Below are 17,119 nucleotides of genomic sequence, written 5' to 3'. Positions count from 1 at the left end.
GTTACGGCTACACGGCCTCGGGAGAATCGCGGCACGCGGCGAACAGGTCGCGTTCGGGATCATAGGCGCTGGTTTTCACGTCGAACACGCCCAGCAGGGTCGAGAACAGATGATCGTGGCTGACAGGCTCGCGCGCGACCTCGCGCACGCAGGCCGTGTCGATGCGGCTGTTGGCGGAAAACGCGGGTGACATCCACAGCACCATCGGCACGTGCAGCTGCGCGCGCGGTGCCACGCGGTAGGGCGCGCCGTGCAGGTAGAGGCCGTATTCGCCGAGCGATTCGCCGTGATCGGAGACATAGAGCATCGCGATGTCGCGCTCGCGCTCGGCGGCCAGAAGCTCGATGAGCTGATCCAGCACCGCGTCGGTGTAGAGCAGCGCGTTGTCGTAGGCGTTGGCGATTTCCTCGCGCCCGCAGCGGCTCAGTTCGGCGGTGCGGCAGGTCGGGGTGAAGTGCTCGTCGGCGGCCGGATAGCGTTCGAAATAGTTGGGTCCGTGGTTGCCCAGCATGTGCAGGACGATGAGCTGGTCGCCGGGCGCGGCCTGGATGCGTTCGGCCAGGCCGCGCAGCAGGATTTCATCCAGACAGCGGCCATCGTGGCAGAGCGCGGGATCGTCGGCAGACGACATCGCCTGTGTTTCGACGCCGTCGCACACGCCCTTGCAGCCGGCCTGGTTGTCGCGCCACAGCACCGAAATTCCGAGGTTGGCGAGCACATCGAGCACCGATGCCTCGCCGGCGATGGCGGCGCGATCGTAGTGCGCCCGGCCGCGCGGGGAGAACATGCACGGCAGCGAGACCGCGGTGCTGGTGCCGCAGGCGCTCACGTCCGGAAAATTGACCAGATCCGCGCGGGCCGCCAGGGCGGGCGTGGTCTGGCGCGCGTAGCCGTTCAGCCCCCAGTGGTCGCCGCGCACGGTTTCCCCGACCACCAGCACCAGCAGGCGCGGGCGGCGGGTAGCGGCGGTGGGCACTTGGATGGCGTCGGTCGCGATGGGCCGCTTCGGGCCGAGCGCCGCCTTCGCGTCACCCTGCGCCAGCGCGCGCGCGCCGGAAACCACAAAGTTGCCCGGCGTGATGCGGTAGCGCAGCAGGGGATCGCCGCGCATGAGTCCGAACACGCCTTGCGACACCGGCAGCAGCGCACCTACGGCCAGCGCCAGCGTGGCGACCAGGAACAGCAGCCGCCGTTTCAGCTGGCGTCGCCAGGGCAACTGCCTGGGCGTGACGAGCCACAGTGCGGCGGCAGGCAGCGCGCCTTGCAGCAGCACATGCAGGATCAGGCTGGGGCTGAGCAGCTCGCGCGTTTCGGCCGGATCGGTTTGCACGATGCTGCGCATCATGTCGGCATCGAAGACCACCGCGAAGCGATCCATGTACCAGGTGGCGAAGGCGGTGGTGACCAGCAGCACCGCCAGCAGCGGTCGCACCGCGCGGCCCCAGGCGCACAGGCCGATCAGGAAGGCGTGCAGCGCGAACATCGCCACGCCCAGCGAGACGGCCAGTGCGGTGGATGCTTGCGCTCGCTGTACGGCGGCCCAGAACGGCCCGTTGCAGGCCAGCACGAACCAGGCACAGGCCAAAAGGATCATCGTTTCGCTGGACAGTGCCGGGCGGCTCCAACGGCGGGTGCTGCGCGCGCCCTCGTCGATGGCGATGGCGTTCATCAGGCACCACCCCGCGCGTTGCCCGGGCGAACAGGCGTGCCGACGGGTGCCTCGGGATCGCGCCGGCGCCAAAGCATGAACAGCCGCGCGGCCACCAGCCAGCACAGTGCCGCGGTCCAGATGTCATGCGACAGGAAATGCGCGCCGCGAATCTGCTGGGAGATGCCGAAGACCAAGCCGGCCGCGATTGCCAGGGCCCATGCCAGACGCGCGCGGCGCGGATTTGCCGCGAGCGCGAAACCCGCTGCCACCCAGGCGTAGCCTGCGCTGGCGTGACCGGCGGGAAAGCACGCGCCGGGCTGGCCCAAGGAAGCCGGCGAAAACGGCGCAAGGTAGGCGTGCGTGCCGCCGTAGCGCAGCAGGTCCCAGGGGCAGTCCACGCCGCTGCAGCGCTTGATCAGGCCCACCAGCAGAGTCGATGCAAGCACCGTCACCGCCAGATAGCCCAGCGGCCTGCGCCAGTGGGCCGGCACTATCTTACAGCGCCCGCTCGCGGCCCAGGCGGCGACCACTGCCAGCCAGGCGACGACGCTGAGGTGATGCCCGCCCCTGTGCAGCACGGTGGAAAAAAGCCAGGTGTCGCGCAGCGCCCACTGGCCGCCCTGCCAGCGGTAGATACGGTCGGCAAGCCAGAGGTCTCCACCCGCGTATTGCAACAATCCGGCCAGGAGGGCGGCGAACAGCAGTACGGCTGCGCCGGCCTTCCAGCCCGCAAGGAGTACGGGGTCGAGGTGCCGATCGGATGCGGGCACGGATTGCGCCGGACTGACGGCGCGTTCGGCTGGGTGAATTGCGTGAAGCAGGTTCGACGACATGACGCAATGGCTGACGGGTACAGGGTCCGAGTGGCCGAAAGCATCGGTCCAGCGGTGTCGGAGAGCCGTCGAAGTTTCGTTTGTTGCGCATTAATTGACCGGGCAAAAGCCTGGGACGGACACACGATGCAGCCCTCGGACTGGCACCGAAGTGCGACTTCGACCATGCTTTGCGCACTGTCCCGGACGCTGAGCCGATGCGCCTGCTCGTGATCGAAGACCACCCGGCCCTGGTGGCGAACCTGTTTTCCTATTTCGAGGCGCACGGCGCGCACCTGGATGCCGCGCCCGACGGGCTGGTCGGGCTGCATCTGGCATTGACGAACGACTACGACGCGGTGATCCTCGACTGGATGCTGCCGCGCATGGAAGGCCCTGCGGTGCTGGAGGCCCTGCGCGCGCACGGCCGTGACGTTCCCGTGCTGATGCTGACCGCGCGCGACCAGCTGCCGGACAAGCTGGCGGGTTTTCGCGCCGGGGCGGACGACTACCTGACCAAGCCCTTCGACCTGTTCGAGCTGGAAGCGCGCCTGGCGGCGCTGGTGACGCGAGCCCAGGGGCGGGTGGCCGTTCGCTCCCTCCGCATTGGCGACCTCACGCTCGACCTGAGCACGCTGGAGGCGCGTCGCGGCGATCGCACGCTGCACCTGTACCCCGCCTCGCTCCGGCTCCTGCAGGAGTTGATGAAAGCCAGCCCCGCCGCGGTCAGCCGGCAGCAGCTCGAGTACGCGCTGTGGGGCGACGAGCCTCCGGATGGCGACGCGCTGCGCTCCCACATCTACGAACTGCGCCGCAGCGTGGATGCCGGCCAGACGATCAAGCTGATCCATACCCTGCCGCGCGTCGGCTATCGCCTGGCGGTTCCCGATGATCAGGGTTAGGTCCAGCCTCGCGCGCCAGGTGGGCGTTGGCCTGGTGGTCTACGGGCTGCTCCTGAGCGCGGCCCTGTTCACGCATGGGCTGATGGTCAACGAGCACGCTGAGCGCATGCTCTGGCAGGCGATGCTGGACACCGAGATGGACATCATCTTCGCACGCCTGCGCGATGATCCCGACCATGCCTGGTCGAACAACGGCAAGCTCGACCTCTACCGCTTCGATGCCGGCGCGCAGGTGCCCCCGGAAGTCTCGGCGCTGCCGCCCGGCCTGCACGATGAAGTGCGCTTCAACGACAACGAATGGGTGGTTCTGGTGCGCGACGATTCGCACCAGACCCGACACGCACTGGCGCTGGATATCGACGGATTCGAGGCGGCCGAATGGCGCCTGATGCGCCCGGTGATCCTGTTTTCGATTCTGGCGATGCTGCTGCTGAGCGTGGCGATTTTCTTCGGCGTGCGCCTTTTGACCGGACCGCTGCGCAACCTGGCGACGCGAATCGCCGATCTGGCACCGGATCGGCGCGGCCAGCGCGTCGAACTGTCGCGCTACGCCAGCACCGAGCTTGAGGTGATAGCCGCGTCGCTGAACGATTACCTCGGGCGCAATGACCGGTTCGTGGAGCGCGAACGCGCCTTCATCGACAGCGCCAGCCACGAACTGCGCACGCCGCTCACGGTGATTCGAGGTGCCACGCAGGTTGCGCGCGTGATCGACGGCATTCCCGCCGCGGCCCTGAGCCAGCTGGAGCGAATCGCACGAACCACGGCCGAGATGGAAGAAATGGTCGCCATGCTGCTGATGCTGGCGCGCGTCCCGCGGCGCATCCGTGACGCTTCCGAGCGCATCCGGCTCGACGAGGTGGTGAGCGCCGTGGTGGAGGATCACCGCGCGCTGTGCGAAGGCAAGGCGCTGCGCCTGGTACTTGGGTCGCTCGCGCCGTGCATCGTGATCGCGCCCGAGGCCGTGGTGCGCGTGACCGTCGCGAACCTCGTCCGCAATGCCATCGAACACAGCGACCAGGGCGACATCTGCATCTGGCTGGACGCGAGCGCGCGGGTGGAGATCCGCGATCCGGGACACGGCATGACGCCGGAAGAGATCAGCGCGCTCTATGCCCGGATCGCGCGCGGCGGGGATCGCGGCAGCGGCATCGGGCTGGCGCTCATCGCCCGCCTCAGCGAGCACCTGGGCTGGCCGCTGGACATCCAGCCGGGGCCGGATGGACAGGGCACGCGCGTGCGGCTGGACCTGTCCGGCTCGCTGGCCCCCTGAGGGCGGCGAAATGGCTCGCTTCCACAGTCCGGCCCGGGGCGCAGCCGCTACCATACGCGCATGACCGAACTGCCTGATGACCTGGTTTTCGATAGCGCTACGCCGGCCGACGTTGCCGCGATCGTGGCGCTGGTGGAGTCGGCCTATCGCGGCGACGCGAGCCGCCAGGGCTGGACCACCGAGGCCGATCTGCTCGACGGCCAGCGGGTGGATTCGCAGGCCATCGAGCAGGAGTTGGTCCATCCGCGAAGCCGCATCCTCCTGGCGCGGCGCGGCGATGAACTGCTGGCCTGCGCGCATGTGGCCGTGGATGGCGACGCGGGGTATTTCGGCATGTTCGCAGTGCGCCCGGACGGGCAGGGCGCGGGAGTGGGCAAGCGCGTGCTGGCCGAGGCCGAGCGCATCGCGCGCGAGGTCTGGGGTCTGGCGTCCATGCGCATGACCGTAATCGACGTGCGCGAGGAGCTGATCGCCTTCTACGAACGCCGCGGCTACCGCCGCACCGGCATCAGGAAACCGTTTCCCTACGGCGATTCGCGCTTTGGCCTGCCGCGCCGCGACGACCTGCGCTTCGAGCTGCTGGAGAAGGCGCTGTGAGCGGCGGTTGGACCGTGCTGTGTCCGACCTCGGACGTGCTGCCCGGCGAATCCCACGTCGCCTGGTTCGGCGACGTGCCGCTGGTGATCGTCAACTTCGACGGCATCTTCTACGCGCTGGAAGACCGCTGCACGCACGAGGACTTCGAGCTTTCCGCCGGGCCCTACGATCAGGCCACCGGCCAGATCGAGTGCGTGCTGCACGGCGCGCTGTTCGACGTGCGCAGCGGCGAAGCTCTGCGCGCCCCCGCCTACGAGCCGGCGCGTCCGTACCCGGTCAAGGTGGAAGACGGCATGATCTGGGTGCGCGAGCCGGATTGAGCGACGCGCATGCGCGTCCGGTCGCCGGCGTCAGCCGCCGATCTTCAGCGCCGCCGGCACCATCAGCGCGACAACGCAGGCGATGCCGCCCAACCAGGCCAGGCTGCGCATCAGCGGGATCGCGGCGAGATAGAACACCCCGTGCAGCACCCGGCAGGCGATGAAGGCGAGGGCCAGTTGCGTTATCAGGGCATGATCCACGCCGGCGAACTGCGCCATCAGCACGCCGGCGGCAAACGGCGCGAAGGCTTCGAAGGCGTTGAGGTGCGCGGCATAGCCGTTGCGCACCCGGGGGCTGTCCTGCCTGGCGATCCAGCCGCGCGGATCCCGGTTGTTGTATCCGGGCGCGCTGGACTTGGCGATGGCGACCCAGACGTAGGGCAGCGTGGCGGCGATCAGGATGCACCAGTAGGCGATGGACATGGGGAGCTCCGCAGCGGTGGGGATTGCGGGAGTCTGGCATATCCGGGCGTGGACAGGACGCGCGGCCTCGGATGTGGTCGCGCGCGATGCGGCAAGCGCGCAGCCCGCCCCGCACGCGGGTGCGGGACGGGCGTCGCAGGGTGACGCGTTACTCCGGTTGCGCGGCGCGGGTCGCGTCGAGCTGGATGCGGTCGCGGTTCTTCTCGACGGTCGCCGCGCCGATGCCCTTCACCGAGGCGAGCTGGTCGACGCTCTTGAACGGACCGTGGGCCTGGCGGTAATCGACGATGGCCTGTGCCTTGGCGGGGCCGACGCCGTGCAGGCCGGATGCGAGCGCGGTGGCGTCGGCAGAGTTGATGTTCACCGGGCTGGCGGCGAAGGCGGCGAAGCTCAGCGCGAGCGAGAGCAGGAGGGACTTGAGGATGAGGGCGAACTTGGTCATGGCATGTCTCCGATGAGGGGTGGATGTGCCGCCTGGACGCGATGTCCGGCGGTGGAGACAGTGTCCTCATCGGCGCGGTTGCCCGGCATCCGGGAAACGACGGCCCTGGCGCAGGAATTGGCCCGAACGTGGGGTCGGACTTGTCCTAGGGAACCTCTGGGCAAGCCTTCACCGTCATTCCAGCGAAGGCTGGAATCCATTCAAAAACAGCAACATGGATCCAGGCCTTCGCTGGGGTGACGACTTGTTCGGAGCCTCCCGGGGTGGGCTGGAACGCGGTTGGCCGCATTTGGCGCGGTGCTCCGGTCATCCTTCCGGCGCGACGTAACCCGCCGGCATCTGCGTCCCTTCTCCGAACAGGAATTTTTCCATCTCCGCCTGCAGGAAGGCGCGCGCCTTCGGGTCGCGCGGGGTGAGGCGGTATTCGTTGATGAGGATGGTCTGGTGGGCGAGCCATTCGTTCCAGGCGGGCTTGCCGATGTGGTCGAGCACGCGCTGGCCGAGCGGGCCGGGCCATGGGGCAAAATCGAGGGCTTCGGCTTCTTTCTGGTGCTTGGTGCAGAAGACGGTGCGGGTCATGGGGTTTCCTCGCTGGATGTGGACTGGTGGGCGCACTGGGACTGGAGCAGCTGGCGCACCGGCGCGGGAAGGCCGATATCCGGCCATTCGGCTGGCGCGGCCCAGCGCAGTTCCGGGCCATTATTGTCGGCCACCCGCAGGCGCGCCTGCGCGGCGCTGTGGCGGTGTGGAGTGATCGTGAGGCGGTAGTGGCTGAAGACGTGCTCGAAGGCGGGCAGGACGTGCGCCGCACCGCGGGTGCGCAGGTGGCGCTGGATGAAGGCGGCGAGCGAGTAGGCATCGGGCGCTTCGGGCAGGCTCCACAGGCCGTTCCAGACGCCGGGGCCACCGCGCTTTTGCAGCAGCACGCGGCCGGATTCGTCGAAGGCCAGGAGCATGGCGCATTCACGGCGCGGCAGGATTTTTGCCGGTTTCCGGGTGGGCAGCTGTTCGACGCGGCCCTCGCGCCGCGCGACGCAGTCCTGGCGCAGCGGGCAGCGTGGGCAAGCGGGTCTGGTGCGGGTGCAAACGGTCGCGCCCAGGTCCATCAGCGCCTGCGTGTAGTCGGGAAGGCGATCGTTTGGCAGCAGTGATTCCGCGAATTGCCAGAGCTCGCGCTCAACCGCTGAAGCAGCGGGCCAGCCGTCGATGCCGCGCCAGCGCGCGAGCACGCGCTTGACGTTGCCATCGAGGATCGCGAATGCCAGCCCATGCGCCTGCGCAAGGATCGCGCCCGCGGTGGAGCGCCCGATGCCGGGCAGGGCGAGGAGCGCGTCGAAATCGGTGGGAAGCGCGCCGCCGTGTCGCTCCATGCACAGTTTCGCGGCGGCGTGCAGGTTGCGGGCGCGGGCGTAGTAGCCAAGCCCCGACCACAGCGCCATCACCTCGTCGTGCGAGGCGGCGGCGAGTGAAGGAAGGTCGGGCAGGGCGGCGGTGAACCGTTCGAAGTAGGCGATGACGGTTTGCACCTGGGTCTGCTGCAGCATGATTTCCGACAGCCACACCCGATACGCGCTGCGCGGATGCTGCCAGGGCAGGTCGTGGCGTCCGTGCGGTTCGAACCAGTCGAGCAGGCGCACGGCGAAGCCGGGTGGGTCATGCTCCGCACTGCCGTCCGGCGCATCCGGGCAAGGCCGATTCTTGCGGGCGATATTCAATGCGCCGCGTCCTTCTCCGCATCCTCGGCCCCGGGTGGCGTCAGCCGGATGCGGATGCCCTCGGCCTGGATGCCCTCGTATTCCAGCCGCGGGATGCGGATTTCTCCTTCCGCCGGGGGCACGAGGCCCCGCTCCTTTCCGCCGAGCCAGGCCAGCGTGTCGTGCAGGGTCAGCGCGCCGCGCAGTCCGTCGTCGCCGCGCCAGAGGGAAAAGGTGGCAAGCCCGGTCAGCGCGGCATCGCCCGAATAGGCCAGCGCCAGAACCGTGGCGTCCGCATCACCCGGCGGCAGCGGCAGGGCGGGCCAGTCCGCGGGCCAGGCGGCGATCTGGCTGGTGAGCGCGAGCGCCAGCGTGCCGGAGGGATTCCACGAGACGATGCCCTCGATACGGGGACGCCACTGCGGCACGGCATCGAGCACCAGGTCCAGCGCGATCTGGTCGAGGCGCAGCGTGGAGCCGTCGCTGTGCGGTACGGCAGCAAGCTGCAGGGCGAACCGCTGGCCCGCCGCCGGCGCGCTGTCGGTGCCCGACACCCACAGCGCGCTGGCACCGAGGCTGGTGCGCGCGCCTTCGTGCAGCGCGGGCAGGGTGAGGTCGAGCTGCTCGAGCGCCCAGCCGTCACCGGCGATGCGCCCGTCGCGCACTTCCAGCGGCGCATCGAGCGTCGGAATGCGCATGGGCGCGGGTGGCCCGATGTCGTCGTCGCGGTCGAGAAAGTCCTGCAGGGCGACAAGATCGAGCTGCGGCGAGATCAGGCGCAGGCCGAGCAGGGTGATGTCCTGATTGCGCAGCATCGACCACGGCAGCGCCGCCTCGATCCGCTCGGCGCGCAGCAGCGGCTGTGCGGCACCCGGCGCGCGCGCGCCAAGGCCGGTGAGCTGGACGTGCAGGTCCGGCCACAGGCCGACATCGGCGGGGCGGTCGAGCGACAGTTCCAGCCCGGTTGCCTGCTGCCCTTGCTGCAGCAGGAAGTCGCTGATGCGTTCGGGATGCAGCAGTGCGCGCAGCCCCAGAGCCGCCGCGATGGCCAGCCCCGGCAGGAGCAGCACCAGCAGCCAGCGGCGACGCGGCCGGGCGGCCGCTTCAGGCCGCGGCGAGGGATTCGGGGAGGAGTGCGTCGACGAAGGCATAGGGATCGAAGGCGCGCAGGTCGTGCACGCCCTCGCCCAGTCCGACGAATCGGATCGGCAGGCCGAATTCGCGCGCGAGGGCAAAGATCACTCCGCCCTTGGCGCTGCCGTCGAGCTTGGTGACGATCAGGCCCGTCACGCCGGCGGCCTTCTGGAACTGGCGCACCTGGTTGATCGCGTTTTGCCCGGTGGTGCCGTCGATCACCTGCAGCACCTCGTGCGGCGCGGTGGGATCGAGCTTGCCCAGCACCCGCCGCACCTTGCCCAGCTCGTCCATCAGCCCTTGCTGGGTGTGCAGCCGCCCGGCGGTGTCGGCGATCAGGATATCGGTGCCGCGTGCCTGCGCCGTCTGCAGCGCGTCGTAGACCACCGCAGCCGGATCGGCCCCGCTGGACTGGGCCACGACGTGTACGCCGTTGCGCTCGCCCCAGGTTTTGAGTTGCTCCACCGCAGCCGCGCGGAAGGTGTCGCCGGCCGCCAGCATCACCTGCTTGCGCTCGTCCAGATAGCGCCGCGCCAGCTTGCCGATGGTGGTGGTCTTGCCGACGCCGTTGACGCCCACCGTGAGGATCACGAAAGGTTTGGCACCGGTGTAGATGTTGATCGGCTCGGCCACCGGCACCAGCAGGGCAATCAGCTCGCCGCGCAGCGCGTTGAGCAGGTCGCGCGCATCCGAGAACTCGCCCCGATCCATCCGCTGGCGCAGGTCCTCGACGATGATCGTGGTGGCCGCAACGCCGACGTCGGCGGTCAGCAGGCAGGTCTCGATTTCCTCGAGGAAATCCTCGTCGAGTTTGACGGTGCGCGAGAACAGCGAGGAGAAGTTCCTGGCGAACCCGCTGTTGCGCAGCCGGTCGCGCCAGTTCGCAGCGGCGGGTTCCGGTGCCTGCGGCGCGGGTGAAGCCACGCTTTCGAGGCCGGCTGCGGGCGCGTCGTGCGGGGACGAATCCACGGCAGGCACGGGCGATGGCGCGCCCTGCGCAGGCGACGCGGGCGCATCGGCAGCCGGTTCGACGGGCTTCTTGCGGAAGAGTTTGAACATCCAGGGGCGGAGTGTCGGAGAATGGCCGGCATGGTATCACCCGCCTCCCTTCCTTCCGATGAAGCCACTGCGTGCCGGTGGTCCGCATGAGTCGCCCGCGGACCGCCGCCCGATCGCCGGTGCCGCCGGCGGGCAAGGTGAGGATCATCGCCGGCCGCTGGCGCGGCTCGCGCCTGGAGGTGCCGGCGGTGCCCGGGCTTCGGCCCAGCCCGGATCGGGTGCGCGAGACCCTGTTCAACTGGCTGCAGGGCGATATCGCCGGTGTCCGCTGCCTCGATCTTTTTGCCGGCAGCGGCGCGCTCGGGTTCGAAGCGGCCTCGCGCGGTGCCGGCGAGGTGGTGATGGTCGAGCGCGATCCGCGCGCGCTGGCGGCGCTGGGCGCGGCCAAGGCGCGTCTTGGTGCCGATCAGGTCGAGGTGGTGGCCGACGATGCGCTTGCGTGGCTGATGCGCGGTCCGGGTCGGCCGTTCGACGTGGTGTTCGTCGACCCGCCTTTTGCCGCCGGGCTGCATCGGGCGGTGCTCGATGCGCTGGGGCCGTGGCTGTCGCCCGCGGCCAGGGTTTATGTGGAAAGCGCGCGCGGCGAGCCCGTCCATGAGCTGTCGGGGTTCACGCCGCATCGCCAGGGCGAAACCCGCGACACGCGCCACGTTCTTTTCGCGCGCCGGAAAGACGCTTCGGTGCATGATGCGCCTGCTACACTCGCTCCATCCTCCGGCGACCAGGCGCCACCGACGACATGAGTCCAGCCAGGCACCGCATTGCGCTTTATCCGGGCACCTTCGACCCGATAACCAATGGCCACATCGACCTCGTTGCTCGGGCCGCGCCGCTGTTCGAGAAGATCATCGTCGGGGTGGCGGAAAGCCCCGCCAAGGGGCCGGGATTCGCGCTTGCGGACCGCATCGAGCTGGCGCGGCTCGGGTTGGCGGAGGTTCCGAACGTCGAGGTGCGCGGGTTTTCCACGCTGCTTGCGCACTTCGTGACGGAGGTGGGGGCGGGCGTGCTGCTGCGCGGGCTGCGCGCGGTGTCGGATTTCGAGTACGAATTCCAGCTTGCCAGCATGAATCGGCATCTGGTGCCGGAGGTCGAGACGCTGTTCCTGACGCCGGCGGAAAAATACGGATTCATTTCCTCCTCCCTGGTGCGCGAAATCGCCAGGCTCGGAGGCGATGTGTCGGGCTTCGTGCCGGCGGCGGTGCTGGCGGCGCTGAAGAGGAAGTGGGGACGTGGTTAGGTACGCACCCGGACTTGCGGGCGCTGGGGAAATCGGAACAATCCAAGATCTGAGGTGAATGACATGACCAAGAAGATGGCTCTCATCGCGCTGGTGGCTGGCGCACTGTTCCTTTCCGGCTGCAATCAGCAGGGCAAGGACGCCGCGGCACCCAAGGTCGAGGCGGTGGCGCAGGCACCGCTGGTGGCACCGCCGGCCGACAACGCCCAGGCCTGGAAGCTGTACCTGGTCAACGTGGCCAAGCAGCACATGGAGGGCATCCGCAGCAGCCCGTTCATGTACTACCTGCCGTCGCAGGACGCCGAGGATTTCGACGAGCAGTACCAGCGCCAGGTCGACAACGTGGGCGGCGCGGTGATGCGCGGCGTGCTGCCGGGCAACATGCTCGCCTTCGGATCGCCTGCGTCCGGACGCATGGCCGACCTCATCGTCGAGGCCTTCCAGCACGTGCCGGCCGGCTCGATGAAGGATGTTCGCGTCCTCTTCATCGGCAGCAGCGATGATCTGGAGCGCGTCAGGACGGCGGTCGAGCCGAGCGGTGCCAACGTGGTGTTCCACGAGGTCAAGTGATCCTGATGCGGTGGCGCGGCCTGACGGGCCGCGTCATTGCCGGTGACCCGGCCACGGCTGCGCCGGGTTGCTGCGTTTCCGCACGCGACCGCCCGCAGCCCGTGCTGCCGTCGCGGATGCGCGCAGGGTCTGGCGCATTCCCGGGCCTCAGGCTGGCCGCTGCGCCGTTGATTGATGAAGGCGTCGCGCCGTGGCGCGGCCCGCAGGAGCTGTTTCCATGAATATTCGTCCCGTTCTGCTGGGCCTGATCCTTCTGCTGCTACCGTTTTCGGCCGCGCTGCAGGCGCGCGAAGCACAGGCTCCCGTACCGCCGCGCCAGGCGGCAATCGCCAGCGCCAACGCCTATGCCACCGACGCGGGTCTGGAAGTGCTGGCGCAGGGCGGCAATGCGTTCGACGCCGCGGTGGCGGTAAGCGCAACCCTCGGGCTGGTCGAGCCGGAGAGCTCCGGGATCGGCGGCGGTGCCCTGATGCTGCTGCACCTGGCCGATGGCGACCGGGATGTCTTCGTCGATGCGCGCGAGCGCGCACCGCTGGCGGCCACCCGCGACATGTACTTGGATGCCAGCGGTCAGGTGCGTCCGAAAAGCTCGATCGACGGCCCGCTCGCCGCCGCGATCCCCGGACTGCCGGCCGGCCTCGCGCATCTTTCGGAAAAATATGGCCGGGTGCCGCTTTCGGTGTCGCTGGCCCCGGCCATCCGCCTCGCGCGCAAGGGCTGGGTGATGAATGCCAAGACCGCCCAGGTCCTGCCCTGGCGCAGCGAAGTGCTGGCGCAATCGCCCGGTGCGCGCGAGCTGTTCCTGCGCAAGGGCAAGCCGGTCGAAGCCGGGCAGGTGCTGAAGAATCCGGACTATGCGCGCACCCTGGAGCGGCTTGCGCGCGACGGTCGCGAGGGTTTTTACGCCGGTTCGCTGGCCCGCAGGCTGGTGGACGGCGTGCGCGGTGCCGGCGGCATCTGGACGCTGGAAGACCTGGCCCAGTACCGCGCCGTCGAGCGCGAGCCGCTGCGGTTTTCACACCGCGGCTTCCAGCTCGTCACCGCGCCGCCGCCGTCCTCGGGCGGGGTGGCGCTGGCGGAAATCCTCAATGTGCTGTCGGGTTACGACTACCCGGCGATGGCACAGGGCGAGCGCACCCACCTGGTGGTCGAGGCCATGCGTCGCGCCTACCGCGATCGCGCGCAGTTCCTGGGCGATCCGGATTTCGTCGACGTGCCGCTGGCGCGCATGATGAGCCTGGACTTCGCCGCCGGCCTGCGCGCTTCGATCCACCCGCACAAGGCCACGCCCAGCAGCCTTCTGCCGCCGGTCGGGCCGGCGCGGGAACGGCCGGACACGACGCACTTCTCCATCATCGACACCGAGGGCAACCTGGCGGCGGTGACCCAGACGGTGAACCTCACCTTCGGCAACGCCTTCGCGGTACCGGGAACCGGCTTCGTGCTCAACAACGAGATGGACGACTTCTCCGCCGCGCCGGGCGTGCCCAACGCCTTCGGCCTCATCGGCGACGAGGCGAACGAGATCGCGCCGGGCAAGCGCCCGCTGTCCTCGATGACGCCGACCTTCCTCAGCGATGGCGAGCGCACCGCGGCGATCGGCACCCCCGGCGGCAGCCGCATCATCACCATGGTGCTGCTGGGTCTGATGGATCTGATGGACGGCGGCGGCGCGCAGGCGGCCGCGGATCGCCCGCGCTATCACCACCAGTATGTTCCCGATGCGATCCTGGCCGAACCGGGTGCGCTGCCCGGCGACGTGGTGGCGCAGCTGGAATCGATGGGCCACACCGTCAAGATCGCCGATTCGACCTGGGGCAACATGCAGGTGGTGCTGTGGAACCGCCGCAGCGGCGAGGTCGAAGCCGGGAGCGACCGGCGCTGGAAGGCGGTCGGCAAGGGCGCACTGGGCGCGCCGGCCGCGATCTATCGCTGAGACAGCCCCGATGACACCGCTCGACCATCGACCCGTCGCCATGCGCGCGGCGCGCGGCGCGGACGTGGCCATGCTTGCGCTGGGCCTGGCGCTGCTGGCCGCGGCGGTGGTCTGGATGGTCATTCTGGTGCGCAGTGCGCCAGCGTCAGCCGCGGGCGAGAGTGCGCCCGCAGCCGTTGTCGAAGCACCGCAGGAAGCGCCCCCCGTGCTGCGCGACGAGGCCTTCGGCGTGAGCCTGGAAGGCCTGGCGCTGCGGCGCGTGGTGCAGATGCTGCAGTGGCGAGAAGGCGTTGGCCAACCGCTTGATCCGGGTGACGAAATCGTGTCCGAGCACGCGGGCTACCAGCGCCTCTGGAGCGAACGGATCATCGACTCGACCCGCTTTTCCCGGCCGGAAGAACACGCCAATCCGCCGGCACCGCCCTATCGCAGCCAGAGCTTCGGCAGCCCGCAATCGATTGAAATACCGGGAATTGCACAGTCCGGCTGGCGCGCGGTTTCGCCGGCGCGACTCGCGCTGCCCGAGAATCTCGCGGCGGCGTTCCGCGCCGATGGTGCCTGGTGGGTCACCACGCCGGAGGGGGCCATTCCCGAGGTCGGTGACCTGCGCGTGCGCTTCGAACTGCTGCCCGCGCCCGGGCCGGTGGCGGCGGGCACGCAGGAAGATGCGCGCGCCGCAGCCGATGATGAGGTGACGCAGGCCCTGCGCTGGATCGCGCGCAGCGCGGCCTTCATCCTCGCGCTGCTGGGCGCGGGCCTGGCGCTGCGCGCCGGCGCGGCCTTGGCGCGGCCCGGTTCGGCGCTGGCGAGGCTGGGCGGCGTGGCGCTGCTGGCGGTGGCGGCCTGGGTGGGCGTAGGCGCGATCCTCGTTGCGATCCTGGTCGCGCGTCTGCTGCCGCCGGTAACCGCCTGACCGGCTCCATCGCCGCGTGTGCGCACGGCGCGGCCGCTGCGTGCACTGGCGTGACGGGCCGCTCAGGGCGTGCGCCGGGCCGGACTGCCGTCCGGATTGCGATCGAGGAACCAGAGTCCGGCGTAGAGCTTGGGGTCGATCGAGTAGCCCTCGCGCATCCTCGCGGACAGCCAGGCGGCGGCGTCGGCGCGCGGGATTTCGTGCACGCGGATGTCCTCGGTCTCGTCGCCGCCGCCCGGCCCGACCCGAACCAGATCCAGCGCGCGCACGAAGGCAACCCGTTCGTTGCTCATGCCCGAAGAGGACGGGCCGGCCATCAGGTAATCGATGCGGCCCGCGCGCCAGCCGGTTTCCTCCTCCAGCTCGCGCAGCGCCGCCGCCTCCACCGATTCGCCGTCCGCGATGTCTCCGACCAGACCGGCGGGCATTTCGATGCTGCGGGCGTTGACCGGTATGCGGAATTGTTCGACCAGCAGCAGGCGGTCCTCGGGCGTCACCGCCACGATGATGACGGCGGCGCTGGCGTTGGTGCGTTCGGCGTATTCCCAGTGCCCGCGGCGCCGGATGCGCAGGTAGCGGCCATTGAAAAGCGTGTCGGTTTGGTCCATCGTTCGCGCCCCGCGCTACCCTGATCTGCGGCATTTTCACCCGGATCCGCGTCCGGATCGACCGCCGCGCCGCTCGCGGCCGCGCGCGGCGGCGGAACCTCCGCGCGCAGCGTCGGTCCAAGTCGCCCCCAAACCCCAGGTATTCCCATGAAATCGATTCTCGTCCCCGTCCTGTTCGCCGCATCGCTCGGCCTGGCCCACGCCCAGGCGCTCATGCCCACGCCGCAGGATGCCGCCAGCGCGGCAGCGCCGTCGCCGGAGCTGGAGGCCAGGATCGCTGCCGTGGACGATCTTCAGACGCTGTCGCAGCTGGTGGTGTACTACCGCGAAAACGGCGACCTGAACGCCGAGCTGGCCGCGCTGGATCGCCGCATCGCGCTGCGTCCGCATATCGGTGCCTACAAGCTCGACAAGGCGGTGACGCTGGCGCGCGAGGATCGCAAGAGCGAAGCCTATACGCTGCTGATCGAGATGCAGAATGCCGGCTACGCCTACGACCTTCGCGGCGACCAGCGTTTCTCGCGGATCGCCGATACCGAGGTCTGGGGCTACATCCTCGACAACCTCGACCGCAACCGCCAGCCGTTCGGCGAAGGCAAGCTCGCGTACACGCTGCCGCGCGAGGACCTGCTGCTGGAAAGCATGGCGTTCGATGCCACCCGCAGGCAGCTGCTGGTCGGCAGCGCGCGCGAGGGCAAGGTGTACGCGGTGGGCGAGGGCGGCAAGCTGGCCCCGATCGCCTCGGCCGATGCCGACAATGGCATGTGGGCGGTGTTCGACCTGGTCGTCGATGCTCCGCGCAACGTGCTTTGGGTCGCGTCCACCGCGGTGCCGCATTTCAAGAGCTACCGGCCCGAGGCCGATCTGGGGCGCGCCGGCGTCTTCAAGTTCGATCTCAAGACCGGCAAGTTCCTCAAGAGCTACCTGTCGCCGGTTGTGCCGGGGCAGTCCTTCCTGCTGTCCTCGATAGCGCTGGGCAAGGATGGCGAGGTGTATGTGGCCGATGGCGTCAACCGCGCCATCTACCAGGTGCGCGACGACCAGTTCCGCCGCATCCTCCACGCGCCGATGCTCAGCTCGATCTCGGCGCTGGCGGTTTCCACGGACGGCAGGCGCCTGTACATGGCCGATCCGGAGCGCGGCGTGCTCGGGATCACGCTCAGCAACGCCCAGCCCTTCGACGTGCGCGTGCCGGAGAAGCTCTCGCTGGAGGGCATCAGCGCGCTGGAGGTGGTCGGCAACGACCTGCTGGCGGTGCAAAGCGGCATGAACCCGGCGCGCGTCATGCGGCTTGCGCTCTCGCCTGAAGGCGACACGATCGTCGGGGTGCGCCCGATCGAGGCCAGCAATCCGCAGTTCGGCAAGATCGGCACCACCGCGCTGGACGGCACCACGCTCTACCTGATCGCCAACGAGCAGAAGGACAACTACGACCGCTTCGGCCTGCTCAGGAACAAGGACCGCCTGGAAGGCACGCGGATCCTGCGCATGGACGCGGACTTCCAGTCCGACGAGCCGGGCGTTCGACAGTAACTCGACGCTTGCCGG

At 69.3% G+C, this 17,119-nt stretch carries 19 protein-coding genes; 10 read left to right on the top strand and 9 right to left on the bottom strand.

All coding sequences use genetic code 11. From position 1 onward, the window contains the following. Positions 1-7: 7 nt before the first annotated feature. Together WB794_RS02260 and WB794_RS02255 are read right to left on the bottom strand one after the other, a co-directional pair. A complete protein-coding gene (locus tag WB794_RS02260; protein WP_337334218.1) occupies positions 8-1,669 on the bottom strand; it encodes a phosphoethanolamine transferase in 1,662 nt (553 codons plus the stop codon). After that, on the bottom strand, positions 1,669-2,421 hold the full coding sequence (locus WB794_RS02255; RefSeq protein ID WP_337334217.1) for a phosphatase PAP2 family protein: 753 nt from the start codon (positions 2,419-2,421) through the stop codon (positions 1,669-1,671). The genes WB794_RS02260 and WB794_RS02255 overlap by 1 nt, the downstream gene beginning before the upstream one ends. 260 nt (positions 2,422-2,681) lie before the next feature. Between WB794_RS02255 and WB794_RS02250 the strand changes: the two genes are divergently transcribed. The 4 genes from WB794_RS02250 to WB794_RS02235 are packed head-to-tail and all read left to right on the top strand — an operon-like array spanning position 2,682 to position 5,555. After that, complete coding sequence (locus WB794_RS02250) at positions 2,682-3,365, top strand: response regulator transcription factor (protein ID WP_337334216.1); 684 nt, start codon at positions 2,682-2,684, stop codon at positions 3,363-3,365. Further along, on the top strand, positions 3,352-4,638 hold the full coding sequence (locus WB794_RS02245) for a sensor histidine kinase (RefSeq protein ID WP_337334215.1): 1,287 nt from the start codon (positions 3,352-3,354) through the stop codon (positions 4,636-4,638). Before WB794_RS02250 ends, WB794_RS02245 begins: the two co-directional genes overlap by 14 nt. A 60-nt stretch (positions 4,639-4,698) precedes the next feature. Further along, complete coding sequence (locus WB794_RS02240) at positions 4,699-5,235, top strand: GNAT family N-acetyltransferase (protein ID WP_337334214.1); 537 nt, start codon at positions 4,699-4,701, stop codon at positions 5,233-5,235. Then, positions 5,232-5,555, top strand: coding sequence for a non-heme iron oxygenase ferredoxin subunit (locus tag WB794_RS02235; RefSeq protein WP_337334213.1), 324 nt, complete (start codon positions 5,232-5,234; stop codon positions 5,553-5,555). The genes WB794_RS02240 and WB794_RS02235 overlap by 4 nt, the downstream gene beginning before the upstream one ends. Before the next feature lie 30 nt (positions 5,556-5,585). On the opposite strand, the gene WB794_RS02230 is transcribed toward WB794_RS02235, so the two are convergent. The 6 genes from WB794_RS02230 to ftsY all read right to left on the bottom strand — a co-directional run bounded on the left by WB794_RS02230 (position 5,586) and on the right by ftsY (position 10,307). Further along, positions 5,586-5,978, bottom strand: a complete 393-nt coding sequence (locus WB794_RS02230) for an MAPEG family protein (RefSeq protein ID WP_337334212.1) — start codon at positions 5,976-5,978, stop codon at positions 5,586-5,588. A gap of 148 nt (positions 5,979-6,126) precedes the next feature. Then, complete coding sequence (locus WB794_RS02225; RefSeq protein WP_337334211.1) at positions 6,127-6,420, bottom strand: ComEA family DNA-binding protein; 294 nt, start codon at positions 6,418-6,420, stop codon at positions 6,127-6,129. A 306-nt stretch (positions 6,421-6,726) separates the two neighbouring features. Then, positions 6,727-6,999: an oxidative damage protection protein gene (locus tag WB794_RS02220; RefSeq protein WP_337334210.1), complete on the bottom strand. Its 273-nt coding sequence runs from the start codon at positions 6,997-6,999 to the stop codon at positions 6,727-6,729. Then, positions 6,996-8,129, bottom strand: coding sequence for an A/G-specific adenine glycosylase (gene mutY / locus WB794_RS02215; protein ID WP_415926630.1), 1,134 nt, complete (start codon positions 8,127-8,129; stop codon positions 6,996-6,998). The genes WB794_RS02220 and mutY overlap by 4 nt, the downstream gene beginning before the upstream one ends. 2 nt (positions 8,130-8,131) lie before the next feature. Then, complete coding sequence (locus WB794_RS02210) at positions 8,132-9,184, bottom strand: AsmA family protein (protein WP_337334209.1); 1,053 nt, start codon at positions 9,182-9,184, stop codon at positions 8,132-8,134. Positions 9,185-9,218: 34 nt separating this feature from the next. After that, a complete protein-coding gene (ftsY, locus tag WB794_RS02205) occupies positions 9,219-10,307 on the bottom strand; it encodes a signal recognition particle-docking protein FtsY (RefSeq protein WP_337334208.1) in 1,089 nt (362 codons plus the stop codon). An 86-nt stretch (positions 10,308-10,393) separates the two neighbouring features. Here ftsY and rsmD point away from each other — a divergent pair, with 86 nt between their 5' ends. From rsmD to WB794_RS02180, 5 genes are all read left to right on the top strand, one after another. Continuing rightward, positions 10,394-11,050 (top strand): 16S rRNA (guanine(966)-N(2))-methyltransferase RsmD, encoded by a 657-nt coding sequence (rsmD, locus tag WB794_RS02200; RefSeq protein ID WP_337334207.1) that lies wholly within the window; start codon positions 10,394-10,396, stop codon positions 11,048-11,050. Beyond that, positions 11,047-11,544, top strand: a complete 498-nt coding sequence (gene coaD, locus WB794_RS02195; protein WP_337334206.1) for a pantetheine-phosphate adenylyltransferase — start codon at positions 11,047-11,049, stop codon at positions 11,542-11,544. Before rsmD ends, coaD begins: the two co-directional genes overlap by 4 nt. Before the next feature lie 63 nt (positions 11,545-11,607). Further along, positions 11,608-12,114 (top strand): hypothetical protein, encoded by a 507-nt coding sequence (locus tag WB794_RS02190; protein WP_337334205.1) that lies wholly within the window; start codon positions 11,608-11,610, stop codon positions 12,112-12,114. Between the two features lie 217 nt (positions 12,115-12,331). Continuing rightward, a complete protein-coding gene (ggt, locus tag WB794_RS02185) occupies positions 12,332-14,050 on the top strand; it encodes a gamma-glutamyltransferase (RefSeq protein WP_337334204.1) in 1,719 nt (572 codons plus the stop codon). Positions 14,051-14,060: 10 nt separating this feature from the next. Continuing rightward, positions 14,061-14,963, top strand: a complete 903-nt coding sequence (locus tag WB794_RS02180) for a TMEM43 family protein (protein WP_337334203.1) — start codon at positions 14,061-14,063, stop codon at positions 14,961-14,963. A 62-nt stretch (positions 14,964-15,025) separates the two neighbouring features. Here the strand turns inward: WB794_RS02180 and WB794_RS02175 are convergent, their stop codons facing one another. Further along, a complete protein-coding gene (locus WB794_RS02175; RefSeq protein WP_337334202.1) occupies positions 15,026-15,571 on the bottom strand; it encodes an NUDIX hydrolase in 546 nt (181 codons plus the stop codon). Positions 15,572-15,718: 147 nt separating this feature from the next. On the opposite strand from WB794_RS02175, the gene WB794_RS02170 reads away from it, so the two are divergent. After that, positions 15,719-17,104 (top strand): L-dopachrome tautomerase-related protein, encoded by a 1,386-nt coding sequence (locus WB794_RS02170; RefSeq protein ID WP_337334201.1) that lies wholly within the window; start codon positions 15,719-15,721, stop codon positions 17,102-17,104. Positions 17,105-17,119: the final 15 nt, after the last annotated feature.

The organism is Denitratimonas tolerans, from assembly GCF_037203605.1.
Lineage (GTDB): Bacteria > Pseudomonadota > Gammaproteobacteria > Xanthomonadales > Xanthomonadaceae > Denitratimonas > Denitratimonas tolerans.
This window is presented reverse-complemented; position numbering and strand designations above follow the sequence as displayed.

Excerpts from the sequence above, each read along its gene's own strand:
- WB794_RS02220 (WP_337334210.1), bottom strand. The coding sequence starts at position 6,999 with ATGACCCGCACCGTCTTCTGCACCAAGCACCAGAAAGAAGCCGAAGCC.
- WB794_RS02260 (WP_337334218.1), bottom strand. The coding sequence starts at position 1,669 with ATGAACGCCATCGCCATCGACGAGGGCGCGCGCAGCACCCGCCGTTGG.
- WB794_RS02250 (WP_337334216.1), top strand. The coding sequence starts at position 2,682 with ATGCGCCTGCTCGTGATCGAAGACCACCCGGCCCTGGTGGCGAACCTG.
- WB794_RS02230 (WP_337334212.1), bottom strand. The coding sequence starts at position 5,978 with ATGTCCATCGCCTACTGGTGCATCCTGATCGCCGCCACGCTGCCCTAC.
- WB794_RS02170 (WP_337334201.1), top strand. The coding sequence starts at position 15,719 with ATGAAATCGATTCTCGTCCCCGTCCTGTTCGCCGCATCGCTCGGCCTG.
- ggt (WP_337334204.1), top strand. The coding sequence starts at position 12,332 with ATGAATATTCGTCCCGTTCTGCTGGGCCTGATCCTTCTGCTGCTACCG.
- WB794_RS02180 (WP_337334203.1), top strand. The coding sequence starts at position 14,061 with ATGACACCGCTCGACCATCGACCCGTCGCCATGCGCGCGGCGCGCGGC.
- WB794_RS02175 (WP_337334202.1), bottom strand. The coding sequence starts at position 15,571 with ATGGACCAAACCGACACGCTTTTCAATGGCCGCTACCTGCGCATCCGG.
- WB794_RS02240 (WP_337334214.1), top strand. The coding sequence starts at position 4,699 with ATGACCGAACTGCCTGATGACCTGGTTTTCGATAGCGCTACGCCGGCC.
- coaD (WP_337334206.1), top strand. The coding sequence starts at position 11,047 with ATGAGTCCAGCCAGGCACCGCATTGCGCTTTATCCGGGCACCTTCGAC.
- rsmD (WP_337334207.1), top strand. The coding sequence starts at position 10,394 with ATGAGTCGCCCGCGGACCGCCGCCCGATCGCCGGTGCCGCCGGCGGGC.
- WB794_RS02245 (WP_337334215.1), top strand. The coding sequence starts at position 3,352 with ATGATCAGGGTTAGGTCCAGCCTCGCGCGCCAGGTGGGCGTTGGCCTG.
- WB794_RS02190 (WP_337334205.1), top strand. The coding sequence starts at position 11,608 with ATGACCAAGAAGATGGCTCTCATCGCGCTGGTGGCTGGCGCACTGTTC.
- ftsY (WP_337334208.1), bottom strand. The coding sequence starts at position 10,307 with ATGTTCAAACTCTTCCGCAAGAAGCCCGTCGAACCGGCTGCCGATGCG.
- WB794_RS02225 (WP_337334211.1), bottom strand. The coding sequence starts at position 6,420 with ATGACCAAGTTCGCCCTCATCCTCAAGTCCCTCCTGCTCTCGCTCGCG.